The sequence below is a fragment of the Bradyrhizobium sp. YR681 genome (assembly GCF_000282615.1).
Taxonomy (GTDB): domain Bacteria; phylum Pseudomonadota; class Alphaproteobacteria; order Rhizobiales; family Xanthobacteraceae; genus Bradyrhizobium.
Genome location: NZ_AKIY01000206.1, coordinates 26268 through 42242 on the forward strand (window position 1 = coordinate 26268; position 15975 = coordinate 42242).

A 15975-nucleotide genomic window follows, 5' to 3' on the forward strand; every position below is an offset into this window, starting at 1 on the left:
TCGCAGCCACGACCGGCCGCATCGCCGGCACTCTACAAGCCGGCGACATCGCCCGTCATGCCCCAAAATTGAGTGCAATCGGAGCAATCGCGGAGGACGCGTCAGAACCGAAAGAGCTGATACGGCGATGCCAGCACTTGCGCGCGCTCGCTCTTGTCGACGATCAGCGCGTCGAGAAACTGCCGGTTCTTCTGATAGCTCTGCGACGCCTCGAACTGCGTGTGCGGCCAGTCGCTGCCCCACAACAGACGATCAAGACCGTAAGCGCCACGCAGCAGCGGATAGGCCGCCTTCGCAAAATCTTCGCCGGCCGCACCGTTGCGATACGGCGCCGAAATCTTCACCCGGACGTTCCGCGTCGCACCGAGCTTGAGCACGGACTGGAAGCCGGGATCGGCGACACCGAGCTTCGGGTCGGGCAGCGCATAATGATCGAGCACGATGGTGACGCCGTGGTCGAGCAGCTGCGGCGCGAACACGGCGAGATCGGCCGCGTTGCGCTGGACCTCGACCTGCCAACCCAGCGCTTTCACGTTTCCAAGCAGCGCCTTCCATTCGGCGGCGGCGAGATCGGGCAAGGACTGGCCGACGAGATTGAGGCGGATGCCGACGACACCGGCGCGGTCGAGCGCGCGGAGCTCGTCCGCGGACACGGCGGGATCGACCACCGCGATGCCGCGCAGGCGGCCGCTCGCCTGCTTCAGGCTCTCGACGAGATAGGCATTGTCGGTGCCGAGAAAGCTCGGCTGCACCAGCACGCCATGGGTCATGCCGTTGCGGTCGAGCTGCCCCAGATAGAGCGCCAGCGGCGCGTCGTAATCCGGCGCGTAGCGCCGGCCGGCTGCGAGCTTGAGGCCGCGGTGAAAGACGTGGGCGTGGGTGTCGATAACAGGCAAGGCCGCCTCACTGCTGGCTTGGCTCGCGCCGGCCGCGGCCGGCACGAGGGATAGAAGGCCCGCACCGAACTGGCGGCGCGTCAGGCCACGCCCGGGCAATGTCATGGCTCTCCCCATCCGGCATCAGGCGCGCGTCGCGGCGGTCTGTTCGAAGACCTTGCCGCGGGTTTCGGGCAACATCAGCACCGCGACCAGCACCAGCGAATAGGCGAGAGCCGCATCGATGCCGATCGCAGGCCCAAGCCCGATACGGTCGCTGAGGAAGCCGACCAGGAACGGGAACGCGGCGGAGACGATGCGGCCGAAATTGTAGCAGAAGCCGACGCCGGTGCCGCGCACGCCGGCCGGATAGAGCTCGCTGAACAACGCTGCCATGCTGGCGGGAATGCCGGCGGAGAAGAAGCCGAGCGGGAAGCCGAGCACCAGCATCTCGCCATTGGTCAGCGGCGCGAAGATGTAGACCAGCACGGTGACGATACAGGCGCTGGCGAAGAAGGCGACGTTGGCCCTGCGGCCGATGCGATCGCTGATGATGCCGCTTGCCACGCAGCCGCAGAAGAAGGCGACGATGATGACGGCGAGATAGCCGCTGGAGCCCAGCACCGAGAGCTGCCGCACCTCGCGCAGGTAAGTCGGCAGGAAGGTGGTCAACGCTGCGTAGCCGCCATGGGCGCCGATGCCGAACAGGCCGCCGATCAGGGTCGAGCGCAGCACGTCACGATGGAAGATGCCGGAGAGCGTGGCAAAGAACGGCGTCTTCTCACTGGCTGTCGCGCGGGGCGGCTCCTTCAAGCCGCGGCGGATGAAGACGATGAGGAGCGCAGGCAGCAGCCCGAGCGCGAACAGCAGCCGCCAGGCGATGTCGGCGGGCGCGTAGGTAAAGACCAGCGCCGAGAGCAGCACGGCCGCCCCCCAGCCCACGGCCCAGGCGCTCTGCACCGAGCCGAGCGCCTTGCCGCGGTGCTCGGCGCGGATGACTTCGGCCATCAGCACCGCGCCGCAAGCCCATTCGGCGCCGAAGCCGAGGCCCTGGATCGCCTTCAGGATCACGAGCTGGGTATAGGTCATCGCGAAGGCGCAGGCGAAGGTCGCGAGCGCGAAGGTCGCAACCGTGATCTGGAGAGCCTTGACGCGGCCGAAGCGGTCGCCGAGCGCACCGCCGAGCCAGCCGCCGAACGCGCCGAAGAACAGCGTGACCGAGCCGAGCAAACCGGCATCCGCCTTGCTGATGCCGAAGGCGGCGATCAGCGCGGGGATGGCGAGACCGAACATCTGGACGTCGAGCGCATCCAGCGCCCAGCCGCCAAAGCTCGCCCAGAATGTGCGCCGCTCCAACGGCGAGCTTTCACTGTACCAGTTCGACATGTTTCCTATCCCTGTACGCGTTGTTGCTTGATGTCGTTGAAGTCCGCGCTCACCTGATCTCGGCGTGATAGCGGAAACGGTCCGCCGGTCCGCGCGAGCGGCGCCATTCGATCGGCCGCCGTTCGAGGTCGAGCGCGAGGCGCTCGATCACGATCAGCGGCGCGTGGGCCTCGAGCCTGAGCAGACGTGCCTGCATCTCGTTAGCGGTCTCGACCGTCAGGATTTCCTCGGCCGACACCACGACCTCGCCACAGCGCTCCTCGTAGAGGGGGTACAGCAGGTCGCCGAATTCGGCCGTGTCGATGTCGAGGATCGGCGCGAAGCGCGATTGCTGGAGCCAGATCTCTTCGGCGAGCAGCGGCACGTCGTCGATCAGCCGCAGGCGCGACAGGCTGATCACGGGCTCGCCGACCGGAATGCGCAGCGCCGATGCGACGGCGGAGGTCGCAGATATGCTCTTGCGGCGGATGATGCGGCTCTTAGGTACGCGCCGCTCGCCGCTCTCGGACTGGAAGCGGAAGAAACGGAACAGCGACGAATTGAAGCGCGCACGCCGCACGAAGGTGCCGCGGCCCTGCTGCCGCTCCAGCACGTGATCGCCGACGAGTTGGTCGATCGCCTTGCGCACGGTGCCGATGGCGACGCCGTAATGCGCAGCCAGCTCGGCCTCCGACGGGATCGGTTCGCCCGGCCGCCATTCATTGCGGTTGATCCGCGCGGCGAGGTCGTCGCGCAGGCGCTGATAGCGTGGCAGGCGGTCGTCGCGCAGGGCTGAATTCATATAGTCATATAGATGACTAGATGAAATGCGAGTCAAGCGCTACTAAAATACCATCGACGACCATAACCACCGCCGACATTCGCGACGCCGGGCTGGCAGGTTTCACCAGCCCGGCTTCGTCTGCCGCGATCAGTAGGCGTCCGGATACGAATATCCCGTGTTCGGCAGGCAAGGCGGCTGCGTGTAGGGCGCCGACGCATACGCGCCCTCGGCCGGCGCCCTGACGCAGGAGTCGGTGATCGCCTGGGCTGCGGCGCGCGGTGGGGCGACGTGGCGCGCGGATGCGGCCTGGGTCTGGGTGACGGCGGCGGCGATCAGGGCGGCCGCAACAAGCATCGATCGGGTCATTGGCTTTCTCCGGGTGACAAAGGGAGGCCGAGATATTTCGGCCTCCACAGTGCAAGACCCGAAAACTAGCAGGGATATTTCATCACGCGTCTTCAACGGAGCGCGACGCCGCTTCAACGAAACGCGACTCGCATTTGAACGCCCCTACCCCAGCTGGAACACCGCCACCGGCTGATCGTAGCCGCGCACCTCGACCTCGCCGAGCGAAACCGCATCGTCGCCGTCCCTGCCCAGCGCCTCGCGGACGGACGCGGAGATCAGCAATTGTGTGCCGAACTCCTTGTTCAGCGCTTCCAGCCGCGAGGCGAAATTCACGGTGTCGCCGATGACAGTGTATTCCTTGCGCCGGGGCGAACCGATATTGCCGGCGACGACCTCGCCGAAATGGATGCCGACGCCGATCCGCAGCGGCCAGCTCGTCTCGGCGTTGATGCGGTCCATCGCGGCCAGCATCTGACGGCCCGCGGCAACCGCGCGATGCGCGGCGTCGGAGGCCTCCAGCGGCGCGCCGAACAGCGCGAGAAAGCCGTCTCCCAGAAATTTGTTCACGATGCCGCCCTCACGGTCGAGGATGTCGACCAGCACGGCAAAGGCGCCGTCGAGCCGATCGACCACCTCCTGTGGGGTGCGCGCCTGCGCGCCGGCGGTGAAGCCGCGGAAATCGACGAACATGACCGCGACGCGGCGCAAATCGCCGGCCGCGCTCGTCCCCTCCGCCATCAGTCGTTCGACCACCTGCGGCGAGACGTGCTGGCCGAACAGATTGGTCACGCGGTCGCGGGCGGTGGCGGCCGCGATGCTCGCTGCAAACTGCCGGCGGAGCTGGGCACCGACGGAGCCTGCGAGCACGCCGCAGATCAGGATGACGGTGCTGCGCACCGCGTGAAAATAGATCTGCGGATCTCCAGCCGCGCTCGCGGGATCGTAGATCAGCGCGACAGCGAACAGTTCGGCCGCGGCGACGAAACCGGTGAACGTGGAGAGCCGGAAATCGAGCCGCAAGGTCGAGAGAATGACAAAGATGAAATAGATCAACGGCACGACGAAGCCGAGCGCCTGGCTCGCGCCCATGCTGCGGATCTGGAGGATCAGGATGACCGTGGGCACGGACGTTTCGATCAGCGCACCGACATAACGCCTGACCACCGGCAGGTCGCGATCAAGCTTCAGATTCCTCCTGATCTGGGTGTGGACCCAGACCTCGAACAGAATGAAGCCGACCAGAAGGCCGTAGACCTCGACGAGCCCTTCCGTGCCGCGCCAGACCCGGTTCACGACGACGGGGTCGACCAGATAGATCGCGGTGAGGAACAGCGTCATGACGCTGCCCGTCATGATCAGAGCCCGCACCCGCAACAGCTCGGTGCGCAGCACTTCACGCGTCAACTCGCGCTCGAAATCCTCCGATAGCGCGGCATGCCGCCGCGTTTTCCTGCTCGCAAACCTGACCATTTCCCCCCCTTGATTCAGGGGCAGTCTGCCTCAATCCAGCGTGCGGCGAAAGCGCGTCACGGCAATGGTCATGGCGACCAGCATCAGGGCGGCCAGCGCCAGCGCGTCGAAGTGCAAATTATGCATGCCGGCGCCCTTCAGCATGATGGCGCGGACAATGCGCAGATAATGCGTCAGCGGCAGTGCTTCACCGAGATATTGCGCCCAGGCCGGCATGCCGGCGAACGGAAACATGAAGCCGGACAGCAGGATGCTCGGCAGGAAGAACATCATCGACATCTGCATGGCCTGGAGCTGGTTCTGCACCAGGGTCGAGATGGTGTAGCCGATCGACAGATTGGTGGTGATGAACAGCGTCGAGAGCAGCGCCAGCAGGAACAGATTGCCGAGCACGGGCACGCCGAACAGGAACACGCCAATGCTGATGATCAGGAACGCCTGGATGAAGCCGACCAGCACGTAAGGGATGATCTTGCCGAACATCACCTCGACCGGCCTGATCGGCATCGACAACAGGGCCTCCATGGTGCCACGCTCGACCTCGCGCGTGACCGAGAGCGCGGTGAAGATAAGCATGGTCATGGTGAGGATGGTGCCGACCAGACCCGGCACGATATTGAGGCTGGAGACCGCAGCCGGATTGTAGCGTGCATGCGCGCGGATCTCGAACGGCATCTCCGGGGGATCGCCGATGTAGAGATCGTGCTTGAGCGCGGTCTGCACGACCATCCCGAGCGAGCCGATCGCCGCGCTCGCCGCAACCGGATCGGTGGCGTCGGCCGCGACCAGCAGCGCCGGCCTGTCGCCGCGCCGCACCGCCCGCTCGAAGCCGCGCGGGATCTCGACGCCGAACAGCACCTTGCCGGACTTCAAAAGGTTGTCAAAATCGTCGACGTCGTGCACCTCGTAGATGAAGCGGAAATAGGCGGTGTTCTCCAGCGCCTTCAGGATCGAGCGGGCGAGATCGCTATCCTCCTGGAGCAGCACCGCGCTCGGCAGATTGTGCGGGGTGGTGTTGATGGCATAGCCGAACAGCATGAGCTGCATCACCGGCAGCATCACGATCATGGCAAAGGACACGCGATCGCGCCTGAGCTGGATGAACTCCTTGATCAGCATCGCATAGGAGCGCCGCAGAAAGCCGAAGCGCTCGCGGATTTCATGCACCGGGGCCGGCTGATCGGCGGCGCTCATTGGAAATTGTCCTTCGAACGGCCCATCAATTCGATGAACACGTCTTCGAGCGAGGGATGCGACTTCTGCCAATGCAGGCTGCTTTTCTCACGCCACGGCGCGATGCTGGCCTCGAGCGCGGCAACGTCGCGCCCCGAGACATGCAGCGAGGTGCCGAACGGCGCCACCATGTCCACACCGGGCTTGCCGGTGAGCGTGGCCGTGAGCTCGTTGAGGTCCTCGCCGGTCACGGTGTAGGTCGAGAGCGAGGATTTCGCGATCACCTCCTCCACCGTGCCGTGCGCAAGCAGATGGCCATAGGCAATGTAGGCGATCTCGTGACAGCGTTCGGCTTCGTCCATGTAGTGGGTCGAGACCAGCACGGTGAGGCCGTCGGCGGCGAGCGCGTGGATTTCGTTCCAGAAGTCGCGCCGCGCTTTCGGATCGACGCCGGCGGTCGGCTCGTCCAGCAGCAGCAATTTCGGATTGGGCAGCGTGCAGGCCCCGAGCGCCAGCCGCTGCTTCCAGCCACCGGAGAGCTCGCCCGCCAGCTGCTCCTCGCGGCCCGAGAGCCCGAGCCGCTTGATCATGTCGCGCGCGGCGCCGCGGGCGTCAGTGAGGCCGTAGAGCCGCGCGACGAATTCGAGGTTCTCGCGGACAGAGAGATCCTGGTAGAGGCTGAAGCGCTGCGTCATGTAGCCGACCTGGCGCTTGATCTTCTCCGCATCCTTCAGGATGTCGTAGCCCAGGCAGGTCCCCTCGCCGCTGTCGGGCGTCAGCAGGCCGCAGAGGATGCGGATGGTGGTGGTCTTGCCCGAACCGTTAGGGCCGAGGAAGCCGTAGATCGAGCCGCGCTTCACCTGCATCGACAGATCGTGCACGACCTCGCGGCCGCCGAACGACTTGGTCAGGCCCTTGACGTCGATCGCGATGCCGCTGTCGCCGTTCATCGCTTGTCCGCCACCGGTGTCTTGGGATTGAGATAGACGTCAATCGGCTGCCCGACGCGCAAGGCATCGGGGCGGGAGGGCCGCGCCTGGATCAGATAGACCAGCTTGTTGCGCTCATCGAGGCTGTAGATGACAGGCGGGGTATATTCGGCCGATGTCGCGATGAAGTAGATCTTCGCGGTGAGATCGGCGGCGCAATTGTCGCACACGACCCGCACCGTGTCGCCGATCGAAAGCTTGGGCAGCTCGCGCTCCGGCACGAAGAAGCGCAGTTTCATGTTGCCGGGCGGCATGATCGAGAGCACCGGCCGCTGTGCCGCGACCATCTCGCCCTCGCGGAAATAGATCTGCTGGATGGTGCCGGTGACAGGCGCGAAGCCCTTGCGCCGTGCCATCCGCGTCTCCGACGTCGCCACCCGCGCTTCAGCGACGCGCAAGGCGGACACGGCAGAGTCGAGATTGGCCTGCGTGCCGGAGCCGGTCTTGCTCAGCGAGGCCGCGCGGTCATAGGTCTGCTGCGCGTTGGCCAGCGTCGCCTTGTTCTGGTTGAGATCGGCGAGCTGGAGATCGTCGTCGACGGAATAAAGGGCATCGCCGACCTTGACCTGGTCGCCCTCGCGAACGCCAAGCTTGGTCACCCGCCCGGCTTCGTCCGGGCTGACGAAGATCATGTCGGCCTCGACCCAGCCCTGGAAGCCGGGATCGCGCTTCTCCTGGCAGCCGGCGAGCGCGGCTGCGAGGACGAATATCGCGATCGAACAGACGCGCGGCAGACACCTATGTCGATCCCTCACCCTGAGGAGCTGCGAAGCAGCGTCTCGAAGGGCGAGGAGCCACAGCCGGGCCTGCATCCTTCGAGACGCGCGTTCCGCGCACCCCAGGATGAGGGGAGAGATGGTTCGCGACGACTTCATGTCGTCCTCCGTTCGCCAAAAATCAAATCGAGATGGACGCGCAGCATGTCCTGCGCATCGAGCGGCGCGTGCCGCGCAAACAGGCTCTGCCAGATCACCGCGATCATCGCCGGCGCGATCATGATCTGCGGATAGCGCGCGAGGTCCTTTTCGCGGATCTCGCCGCGGGCGATGCCCAGCTCGATCAATGTGCGCATGCCGGCGATCCCGCGTGAGACGACCTCGCGGTAGTAGAAATCGGCAACCGAAGGAAAGCGCGGCCCCTCCGCCACGATCAGACGCACGAGATCGCCGCGCCTGGTGCCGATCACCTCCTTGAGGAAGTTGCCGGCGAACGCTTCGATGAGGTCACGCACCGAGCCCACCGGCGGCGGCAGCGCGGTCAGCCGCGCCACCACGGGCACGATGACGATGCGTACAAGCTCCTCGAACATCGATTCCTTATCCTTGAAGTGCAGGTAGATCGTGCCCTTGGCGACACCCGCGCGCTTCGCAATGTCGTCGAGCCGCGTCGCGGCAAAGCCGCGCGTGATGAACTCCTCCATCGCAGCCTCCACGATCGCCGCCCGACGCTCTGCGGCGCGCGTGGCGCGATTCGAGGCGGCCGCTCCCTCGCTGCTGGCGGATGACGTCGCGGATTTGGTTGGCTTCTTGATCATGGTTCATTTATGACTGACTAGTCAGTCATAGTCAAGGGAGGAGCAAAGCGCAAAACAATCCAATAAATTAGTATTGACTAATGCATTAGCTCTTACTAATTTATCTACATGATCGAAGCCGCCCCAAATCCCGTCACCACCGTGATACGCGCCCTCGCCGATCCCACCCGCCGCGCCGTGTTCGAACGCGTGTTCGAGAGCACGGAGATCAGCGTCGCCGAGCTGACGCGCGGCAGCGGCGTCACCCAGGGCGCGATCTCGCAGCACCTGAAATCCCTCAAGCAGGCCGGCCTCGTCGCCGAGCGCGCCGAGGGCCGCAACGTCTATTACCGCGCCGCGCCGCAAGGACTGGAGCCGCTGGTCAGCTGGATGGACCATTACGGCGTCTTCTGGCGCGAGCGCTTCCAGAACCTGCGTGACCTCTTGAAGGAGATCGATCCGTGAGTGCTGCCGCGTTGAAAGCTGAAATCAAAGACATCGTCATCGACGAGGTCTTCCCTCACACCGCCGAGACGGTCTGGAAGGCGCTCACCAGCGCGCAGCTGATCGCGCGCTGGCTGATGCAACCGACCGGCTTCGAAGCCATCGAAGGCAAGGACTTCACATTCCAGACCAAGCCGGGCGGCGACTGGGACGGCGTCATTCACTGCCGGGTTCTGGAGGTCGTGGCCAACAGACGCCTCGTCTACGCCTGGAAGGGCGGCGATGAACGCAACACCGGCTACGGCGCGCCGCTCGACACGATCGTGACGTGGTCCCTCACTCCGGTCGAGGCCGGCACGCGAATTCAGCTGGTTCATGCCGGCTTCGTCCTGCCCAGAAACGAGTCGGCCTACACGGTCATGAGCGGCGGCTGGAAGAAGGTTGTCCGCCAGCTCGACGAAATCAGCGGCGAAGACAGTTAAGGAGTTATCGCGATGGACAAGCCCTATACCGGCGGCTGCGCCTGCGGCGCGATCCGCTATTCGATTCAGGGCGAGCCCCTGTTCAGCAATCACTGCCAGTGCCGGGACTGCCAGCGGGAAAGCGGAGGCGGCCACGGCTCCTACATGACCTTCGCGCGCGCCGGCGTCACGGTGACGGGGGAGGCAAAACACTGGGACATGGTCGGCGACAGCGGCAATGTGAAGACGCGCGGCTTCTGCACGCAGTGCGGCTTGCCGGTTTACCTGACGTTTGCAGCCATGCCCGACATCTTCACCATCCGTGCCGCCAGCCTCGACGAGCTCGCCCGTTACAAGCCGCAAGTCGTCACCTACGCCGCGCGTGGGCATGAATGGGATCGCCTCGATCCGAGCTTGCCGAAATTCGCGGGCATGCCGCCTTCGTGAGGCGCTAGCCAAAGTCGAGCACCATGCGGCCGTCGATCTTGCCGGCCTTCATCCGGCCGAAGACGTCGTTGATCTCAGCGAGCGGCACCTTGGTCACCTCCGCCTTGACCTTGCCGTCGGCGGCGAAGGCGATGGCTTCGTCGAGATCTCTGCGGGTACCGACAATGGAGCCGCGCACGGTGATGCGCTTGAGCACCACGTCGAAGATCGGCGTGGGGAATTCGCCCGGCGGCAGGCCGACGAGGCTGACGGTGCCCTTGCGCCGGACCATCTTCAGCGCCTGGGCAAACGCAGCGGTCGAGACCGCCGTCACCAGCACGCCGTGCGCCCCGCCCCCGGTGACCGCCAGCACCTTCTCCACGGCCTCAGCTGCGAGCGCGTTGACGGCGAGGTCGGCGCCGGCATCGCGGGCGAGCTTGAGCTTGTCTTCGGCGATATCGACGGCAACGACCTTGAGCCCCATCGCCTTGGCGTACTGGATCGCGACGTGGCCGAGCCCGCCGACGCCTGAGATTACGACCCATTCACCGGGCTTCGCCTCCGTCTCCTTCAGGCCCTTGTAGGTGGTCACACCCGCGCACAGGATCGGCGCGATGCCCGCGAAATCGATCGTCGCCGGCAGCTTGGCGGCGAAGGCGGCCGAGGCGATGACATATTCGGCGAAGCCGCCGTTCACACTATAGCCGGTGTTGTGCTGGTGCTCGCACAGCGTCTCCCAGCCGGTCTCGCAATATTCGCAGGACATACAGGCGTCGTGCAGCCAGGCGACGCCGACGGCATCGCCCACTTTCAGATTTTTCACGCCGGGCCCGAGCGCGGCGACGATGCCGGCGACCTCATGGCCCGGGATAAAGGGCGGTACCGGCTTCACCGGCCAGTCGCCGGAGGCCGCGTGCAGATCGGTATGGCAGACGCCGCACGCCTTCACCTTGACCAGAACCTCGCCAGGTCCGGGCTGCGGCACCGGCACGTCCTCGATCACCAGCGGCTTGCCGAATTGTCGGACGATTGCGGCTTTCATGGTCGGCATCGGTCTGCTCCTCTGCATTGCGGAAGGCAGACTAGCGAGGCCGCGCGGAGCACCCTTGATTGGGATCAAACCGCACAAAGTTTGCGCAGCGCTCGCGCGATCGTGACATCGAGATGACGACGCGGCGCCAGGCGCCGAGATGCGTCAGCTGTGGAATTTGAGGCCGTCAACGATCTTGTCGATCACCTTGCGGTCGGCGCGCATCGCGATGCCGACGAGATTGAGGTCGGTGCGCGCCACCGCCTTCACCGCCTCGCGATTGGCGGCGTCATGCGTGGTCTTGAACATGTCTTCGGTATAGACCGCCGGCTTCACGTTACGCGTCAGCGCACGGTCGAGTGCGCGCGTCAGCGCCGGACCATCGGCACCGTAGATCAGGATCGGCTGGCCGATCAGCGAGAGATATTGCGTGCCCGAGGCGTCCTCATAGGGATCGCCGATGCATTCGGGAAACGCGGCCGCAATGCCGCTGGTGAGAAAGGACGCAACGTTGAGCTTCTGCCAGGCCTGAAGATCGGTGCGGATCACCACGGCGATCTTGGTGTCGAACTGCATGAAATTCCTCGAATGTCATTCCGGCCTCGATGCTACGCATCGCCCCGGAATGACTGCAAGAGGAAATCACCCCTTTGCGTCGCAGGCCCAGGCGCGGATTACGCATTCCTTGCCGCCGTATTTGTAGCATTCGCGCGTGGCGGCATTGAGCGAGGCCGAGATCTTCGGCTTCACGGCATAGCCATAGGCGCCGCAAGGATTGGACAGATCGACCGACATCGCGGCGCAGGCGCGCTTCATCGTCACGGTCGTGCAATCCCCCTTGCACTGCTTCTGCGCAGCGGCACGGGCCTCGTGCTCGGCTCCATAATCAAAAGCCTGGCCGTAGGCGCCGCACTTGCCGACCGCAATCGCACCGGCGGCGTGCGCATCCGTAACGTGGCGAGCGCCGGCGACACAGACCGACAGCGCAAAGAAAAACATCGCGCAACGGCGCGCGACGACATTCGAAGCCATGGAAAACCCCTCCCCCCAAGGCAGGTGGAAGGAACTCTAAGCCGTGGTCGTTTCCAGATGGTGAACGGGAGGTTGAAATCGGACGAACGGGAGGCGCCGGAGGGTGGGCAAAGCGAAGCGTGCCCACCAAACGAAAATCACAGTACCAAGAGATGGTGGGCACGGCGCTGCGCGCCTTTGTCCACCCTACGGCAGCGTCACCCGCGTCTTGCCGCTTCCAGCGCCTGCGGCGTGTCGATGTCGAGAAAGGCGCCCTCGCCGTCGACGGGCACTTCGGCGACCGCCTCGGTGTGCTTGGCGATCAGGTGGCGTGCGCCGACATCGCCGTCGAGCGTCATCAATTCCTTGAAGAAGCGGCGCGACCACAGCACGGGATTGCCGCGGCGGCCCTCGCTGACGGGCACGACGATGAGATTGCCGCGATCGGGTGCGAAGCTGTCGATCAGGCGGTCGATCAGGCCGGCATCGATCAGCGGCATGTCGCCGAGGCAGACCACGGCGCCGTCGCACGCTTCAGACACGGCGGCGATGCCTGATTTGACCGAGCTCGCGATGCCGCCGGCGAAATCCGGGTTCTTGACGAACCGCACCTTCAAACCTTGCAGCGCCTGCTCGACCAGCTCGGTCTGGTGGCCGGTAACGACGATCACCTCGGAGGCCTTGGACGCCAGCGCCTGCTCCGTCGCGATCCGCACCAGCTTCTTGCCGTCGAGCTCGGCGAGCAGCTTGTTCGGTCCGCCCATGCGGGTCGAACGGCCCGCTGCGAGCACGATGGCCGCGACGTTATTGCCCTCGATTTCGGGCTTGGCGCGGGGCTGCGGGCGCGTCACGATCTCCATCAGGAGACCGCCGACGCCCATGCCCATCAGCTCGGAGCGCGTCACCTTGATGCCGGCGAGCAGTCGCATCAGCACCCAGTCGAACCCGTTCTCGACCGGCGAGCGCGCGCAGCCCGGCGCGCCCAGCACCGGCACGCCGCCGGCACGGGCGATCAGCAGCAGATTACCGGGATCGACCGGCATGCCGAAATGCTCGATCTCGCCGCCGATGCCGGTGACGGCCGCCGGAATGACGTCGCGCCGGTCGGCGATCGCGGATGCCCCGAACACGATCACGAGCTCGGCGCCGAGCGCGAGCAGCTCCTTGATCGCGGCCGACAGCGCATGCTCGTCGTGCTGGACCCGGCGCTCCGTGATGATGCTGGCGCCGGCCGGCCCCAGCCGCTCGGCGGTGACGCGCAGGGTCTTGTCGACCACCTTCGAAGAGAGACCCGGTAGCAGCGTCGAGACCACGCCGACGCGCTTGATCACATAGGGCGCGATCTTCAGGACGTCCTTGCCGGCGGCCTTCACGGCGGCATCGCGCAAATTGCCTTCGACGCCGAACGGGATGATCTTGACGGTGCCGACCATCTCGCCCTCGACCACCGGCTTGTAGGCGGTGAGCGTCGCAAAGGTGATGGCCTCGTCGATATTGTTGATGCGGTCGACCGCGGCCCGGTCGATCACCAGCACGCCCGGGCGCGCCGCGAACAGATTGGCGCGGCCGGTGAAGGCGCGCTCGACATGGATGCCTTCGCCGCCGACCGCGAGCGCGATGCTGGCGGCCGCGACGTCCTCGGAGACGTCGCCCTCCTCCATCCGCACCACCACGACATCCTTGATGCCGGCGCGCTCCAGCGCCTCGACCTCGGCGGGCCCGATCGTCGTGCCTTTCTTCAGCACCAGCGGTCCCTGGCGCAGGGTGTGGACGGTCACCCCGCCGATCGCATCCCTGGGGCTCGCCGGTCCGAACTTCATGCCGCTTCTTCTTTTTCCTTGGGGGGCAGGCGGAGCACCGCCGTGATCTCGGCCATGATCGACACCGCGATCTCGGACGGCGAGACCGCCCCGATCGCAAGCCCAATCGGCGCGTGGATGCGCGCGATGTCAGAATCCTTCGCGCCCTGCGCCCGCAGCCGGTCGCCGCGCTTGGCGTGGGTCTTCCGCGAGCCGAGCGCGCCGATATAGAAGCAATTGCGCTCGAAGGCGTGCAGCAGCGCGGGATCGTCGATCTTCGGATCGTGCGTCACCGCGACGAAGGCGGTGTAGGCATCGACATTGAGCGGCGGCAGCGCGGTGTCGGGCCACTCGGCGACCAGCGGAATGTCGGGGAAGCGCTCGGGGCTCGCAAACGCCGTGCGCGGATCGACGACAGTCACGTCGTAACCGAGCGAGCGCGCCAGCGGCGCCAGCGCCTGGCTGATATGGACGGCGCCGACGATGACGAGCTTTGCGGTCGGCGCGTAGACGTTGAGGAATAGCTTCTTGCCGCCGGCCTCGACACTGGCGCTCTTGCCCATGCGAAGCTGCTTGTCCAGCTCGGCGCGCAGCGGGTCCTTGGGAAAATCCGCGGCCTTCACCAGGCGCTGCTCGCCGCTCTCGGTGTCGGTCACCAGGATCGCCGGCCGGCGCGCGGCGCGCTCGGCGTTAAGTTCGTGCAGGATTGCGAGCTTCACGGCTAGCCGACCTTCTCGACGAAGACGCGGATGGTGCCGCCGCAGGACAGCCCGACATTCCAGGCGGTCTCGTCGGCGACGCCGAACTCCAGCATCTTGGGCTTGCCGCTCTCGATCACGTCCATGGCCTCGGTGACCACGGCGCCCTCGACGCAGCCGCCAGAGACCGAGCCCAGGAACGTGCCCTGGTCGTTGATGACGAGGCTCGAGCCTGCCGGACGCGGAGCCGAGCCCCAGGTTTCGACGACGGTGGCGAGCGCCACGCCACGGCCGGCCTTCTGCCAGTCCTCCGCCGCCTTCAGGATATCCTCGTCGCGATCGAGCATGGCTTAACCTCTCAGGCTGCGGAGCGAATCAGGCTGCGGTGATGCGGCGGCAGCGGCCGGGAGAGCGTGGTGATCAGCTCCTGGATCGAACTCAAATTATGTACCGGGCGGAATTCGTCAACGTGCGGGAGCATCATTTTGATGCCCTGGGCCTTGGCCTCGAAGCCGCCGAACCGCAGCAAGGGGTTGAGCCAGATCAGCCGCCGGCAGGACCGGTGCAGCCGGTCCATCTCGAAGGCGAGCTTGGAATCGGCCTCCCGCTCCAGCCCGTCGGAGATCAGGAGCACGATGGCGCCCTGGCTCAGAACGCGCCGCGCCCACAATTTGTTGAAGTTGTGCAGCGAGGCCGAGATCCTTGTGCCGCCGGCCCAGTCCTCGACCGAGGCCGAGCAACTCGCCAAGGCTTCGTCCGGATCGCGCTGGCGCAGCGCCCGGGTGACGTTGGTGAGGCGGGTGCCGAACAGGAACACCGAGACGCGCTTGCGGGCGTCCCCTACGGCATGGAGGAAGTGCAGGAACAGGCGGGTGTACTCGCTCATCGAGCCCGAGATATCGAGCAGCGCGACGATCGGCGCCGGCTTCTCGATCCGCCCGAGCCGATGGATGTCGATGATCTCACCGCCGGTGCGCAACGATGCGCGTAGCGTGCGGCGCAAATCGATGCGCAGGCCATGGGGATCAGGCCGGTGCCGGCGCGTCAACAGCTCGGCTTGCGGCAGCCGCATCCGCTCGATGGCGCGAAAAGCTTCCGTGATCTCCGCCGCGCTCATCTGCGCAAAATCCTTCTTCTGAAGGATCTCCTTGTCGGAGACCGACAGGCGCAGATCCTGCTCCTGATGCTGCGGCGTCTCGGTCATGCGCGGCTGCGACATCGCCTCCTGGACGCGGCGGGCGCCGGCCTGCGGTTTCTTCTTGGCCTGCTCCGGCAGCGGCACCGAATCCAGCATGTGCTTCCACTCTTCCGAGGCGCGGAAGAACAGGTTGAAGGCCTGGCGGAAGATCAGCGCGTGCTCATGGCGCTTGACGAAGATCGCCTCCAGCGTGGTGAAGACGTCGGCGCGGTTGCCGATGTCGATCACCTGGAGCGCGCTCATGGCATCGATGACGGCGCCCGGTCCCACCGGCATGCCGGCCGAGCGCAACGCGCGGGCAAAGCCGACGATGTTGTCGGCGAACTGCTCGGTTTGCTCGGGGGCAAGGTGGTTGATGGCCATCGATCAAAACTCTCGGTCGTGATTCCCG

At 65.6% G+C, this 15975-nt stretch carries 19 protein-coding genes; 3 read left to right on the plus strand and 16 right to left on the minus strand.

Going from position 1 to position 15975, the window contains the following annotated elements; translation table 11 throughout:
• Positions 1-101: 101 nt before the first annotated feature.
• From PMI42_RS20250 to PMI42_RS20290, 9 genes are all read right to left on the minus strand, one after another.
• Positions 102-1001 (minus strand): amidohydrolase family protein, encoded by a 900-nt coding sequence (locus PMI42_RS20250; RefSeq protein WP_008137489.1) that lies wholly within the window; start codon positions 999-1001, stop codon positions 102-104.
• Between the two features lie 18 nt (positions 1002-1019).
• Complete coding sequence (locus tag PMI42_RS20255; RefSeq protein ID WP_008137491.1) at positions 1020-2261, minus strand: MFS transporter; 1242 nt, start codon at positions 2259-2261, stop codon at positions 1020-1022.
• A 49-nt stretch (positions 2262-2310) separates the two neighbouring features.
• Complete coding sequence (locus PMI42_RS20260; RefSeq protein WP_008137493.1) at positions 2311-3042, minus strand: GntR family transcriptional regulator; 732 nt, start codon at positions 3040-3042, stop codon at positions 2311-2313.
• A 129-nt stretch (positions 3043-3171) separates the two neighbouring features.
• Positions 3172-3390, minus strand: a complete 219-nt coding sequence (locus PMI42_RS20265; protein WP_008137494.1) for a hypothetical protein — start codon at positions 3388-3390, stop codon at positions 3172-3174.
• A gap of 144 nt (positions 3391-3534) precedes the next feature.
• Complete coding sequence (locus PMI42_RS20270; RefSeq protein ID WP_008137496.1) at positions 3535-4842, minus strand: adenylate/guanylate cyclase domain-containing protein; 1308 nt, start codon at positions 4840-4842, stop codon at positions 3535-3537.
• 30 nt (positions 4843-4872) lie between these two features.
• Positions 4873-6036: an ABC transporter permease gene (locus PMI42_RS20275; protein WP_008137497.1), complete on the minus strand. Its 1164-nt coding sequence runs from the start codon at positions 6034-6036 to the stop codon at positions 4873-4875.
• Positions 6033-6965, minus strand: coding sequence for an ABC transporter ATP-binding protein (locus tag PMI42_RS20280; protein WP_008137499.1), 933 nt, complete (start codon positions 6963-6965; stop codon positions 6033-6035). Before PMI42_RS20280 ends, PMI42_RS20275 begins: the two co-directional genes overlap by 4 nt.
• Positions 6962-7879, minus strand: coding sequence for an HlyD family secretion protein (locus PMI42_RS20285; RefSeq protein WP_008137502.1), 918 nt, complete (start codon positions 7877-7879; stop codon positions 6962-6964). Before PMI42_RS20285 ends, PMI42_RS20280 begins: the two co-directional genes overlap by 4 nt.
• Positions 7876-8538, minus strand: a complete 663-nt coding sequence (locus PMI42_RS20290) for a TetR/AcrR family transcriptional regulator (RefSeq protein ID WP_085969665.1) — start codon at positions 8536-8538, stop codon at positions 7876-7878. Before PMI42_RS20290 ends, PMI42_RS20285 begins: the two co-directional genes overlap by 4 nt.
• A 108-nt stretch (positions 8539-8646) precedes the next feature.
• On the opposite strand from PMI42_RS20290, the gene PMI42_RS20295 reads away from it, so the two are divergent.
• Genes PMI42_RS20295 through PMI42_RS20305 form a run of 3 tightly spaced genes read left to right on the plus strand, consistent with a single transcriptional unit; the run spans position 8647 to position 9869 of the window.
• Complete coding sequence (locus PMI42_RS20295) at positions 8647-8982, plus strand: ArsR/SmtB family transcription factor (RefSeq protein ID WP_008137505.1); 336 nt, start codon at positions 8647-8649, stop codon at positions 8980-8982.
• Positions 8979-9443, plus strand: coding sequence for an SRPBCC family protein (locus PMI42_RS20300; RefSeq protein WP_008137507.1), 465 nt, complete (start codon positions 8979-8981; stop codon positions 9441-9443). Before PMI42_RS20295 ends, PMI42_RS20300 begins: the two co-directional genes overlap by 4 nt.
• 12 nt (positions 9444-9455) lie before the next feature.
• Positions 9456-9869 (plus strand): GFA family protein, encoded by a 414-nt coding sequence (locus tag PMI42_RS20305; RefSeq protein ID WP_008137508.1) that lies wholly within the window; start codon positions 9456-9458, stop codon positions 9867-9869.
• A 4-nt stretch (positions 9870-9873) separates the two neighbouring features.
• Here the strand turns inward: PMI42_RS20305 and adhP are convergent, their stop codons facing one another.
• The 7 genes from adhP to PMI42_RS20340 all read right to left on the minus strand — a co-directional run bounded on the left by adhP (position 9874) and on the right by PMI42_RS20340 (position 15947).
• Positions 9874-10899, minus strand: a complete 1026-nt coding sequence (gene adhP / locus PMI42_RS20310; protein WP_008137510.1) for an alcohol dehydrogenase AdhP — start codon at positions 10897-10899, stop codon at positions 9874-9876.
• A 144-nt stretch (positions 10900-11043) separates the two neighbouring features.
• Positions 11044-11454 carry a DUF2000 family protein gene (locus PMI42_RS20315; protein WP_008137512.1) on the minus strand — a complete coding sequence of 137 codons (411 nt, stop codon included), beginning with the start codon at positions 11452-11454 and terminating at the stop codon, positions 11044-11046.
• 66 nt (positions 11455-11520) lie between these two features.
• Positions 11521-11910 carry a DUF4189 domain-containing protein gene (locus tag PMI42_RS20320; protein ID WP_008137514.1) on the minus strand — a complete coding sequence of 130 codons (390 nt, stop codon included), beginning with the start codon at positions 11908-11910 and terminating at the stop codon, positions 11521-11523.
• A 197-nt stretch (positions 11911-12107) separates the two neighbouring features.
• Positions 12108-13709: an NTP transferase domain-containing protein gene (locus tag PMI42_RS20325; protein WP_008137517.1), complete on the minus strand. Its 1602-nt coding sequence runs from the start codon at positions 13707-13709 to the stop codon at positions 12108-12110.
• Positions 13706-14407: an XdhC family protein gene (locus tag PMI42_RS20330; RefSeq protein ID WP_008137519.1), complete on the minus strand. Its 702-nt coding sequence runs from the start codon at positions 14405-14407 to the stop codon at positions 13706-13708. Before PMI42_RS20330 ends, PMI42_RS20325 begins: the two co-directional genes overlap by 4 nt.
• A gap of 2 nt (positions 14408-14409) precedes the next feature.
• Positions 14410-14733, minus strand: a complete 324-nt coding sequence (locus PMI42_RS20335) for an XdhC family protein (protein WP_008137521.1) — start codon at positions 14731-14733, stop codon at positions 14410-14412.
• 11 nt (positions 14734-14744) lie between these two features.
• Positions 14745-15947, minus strand: a complete 1203-nt coding sequence (locus tag PMI42_RS20340; protein ID WP_008137523.1) for a vWA domain-containing protein — start codon at positions 15945-15947, stop codon at positions 14745-14747.
• Positions 15948-15975: the final 28 nt, after the last annotated feature.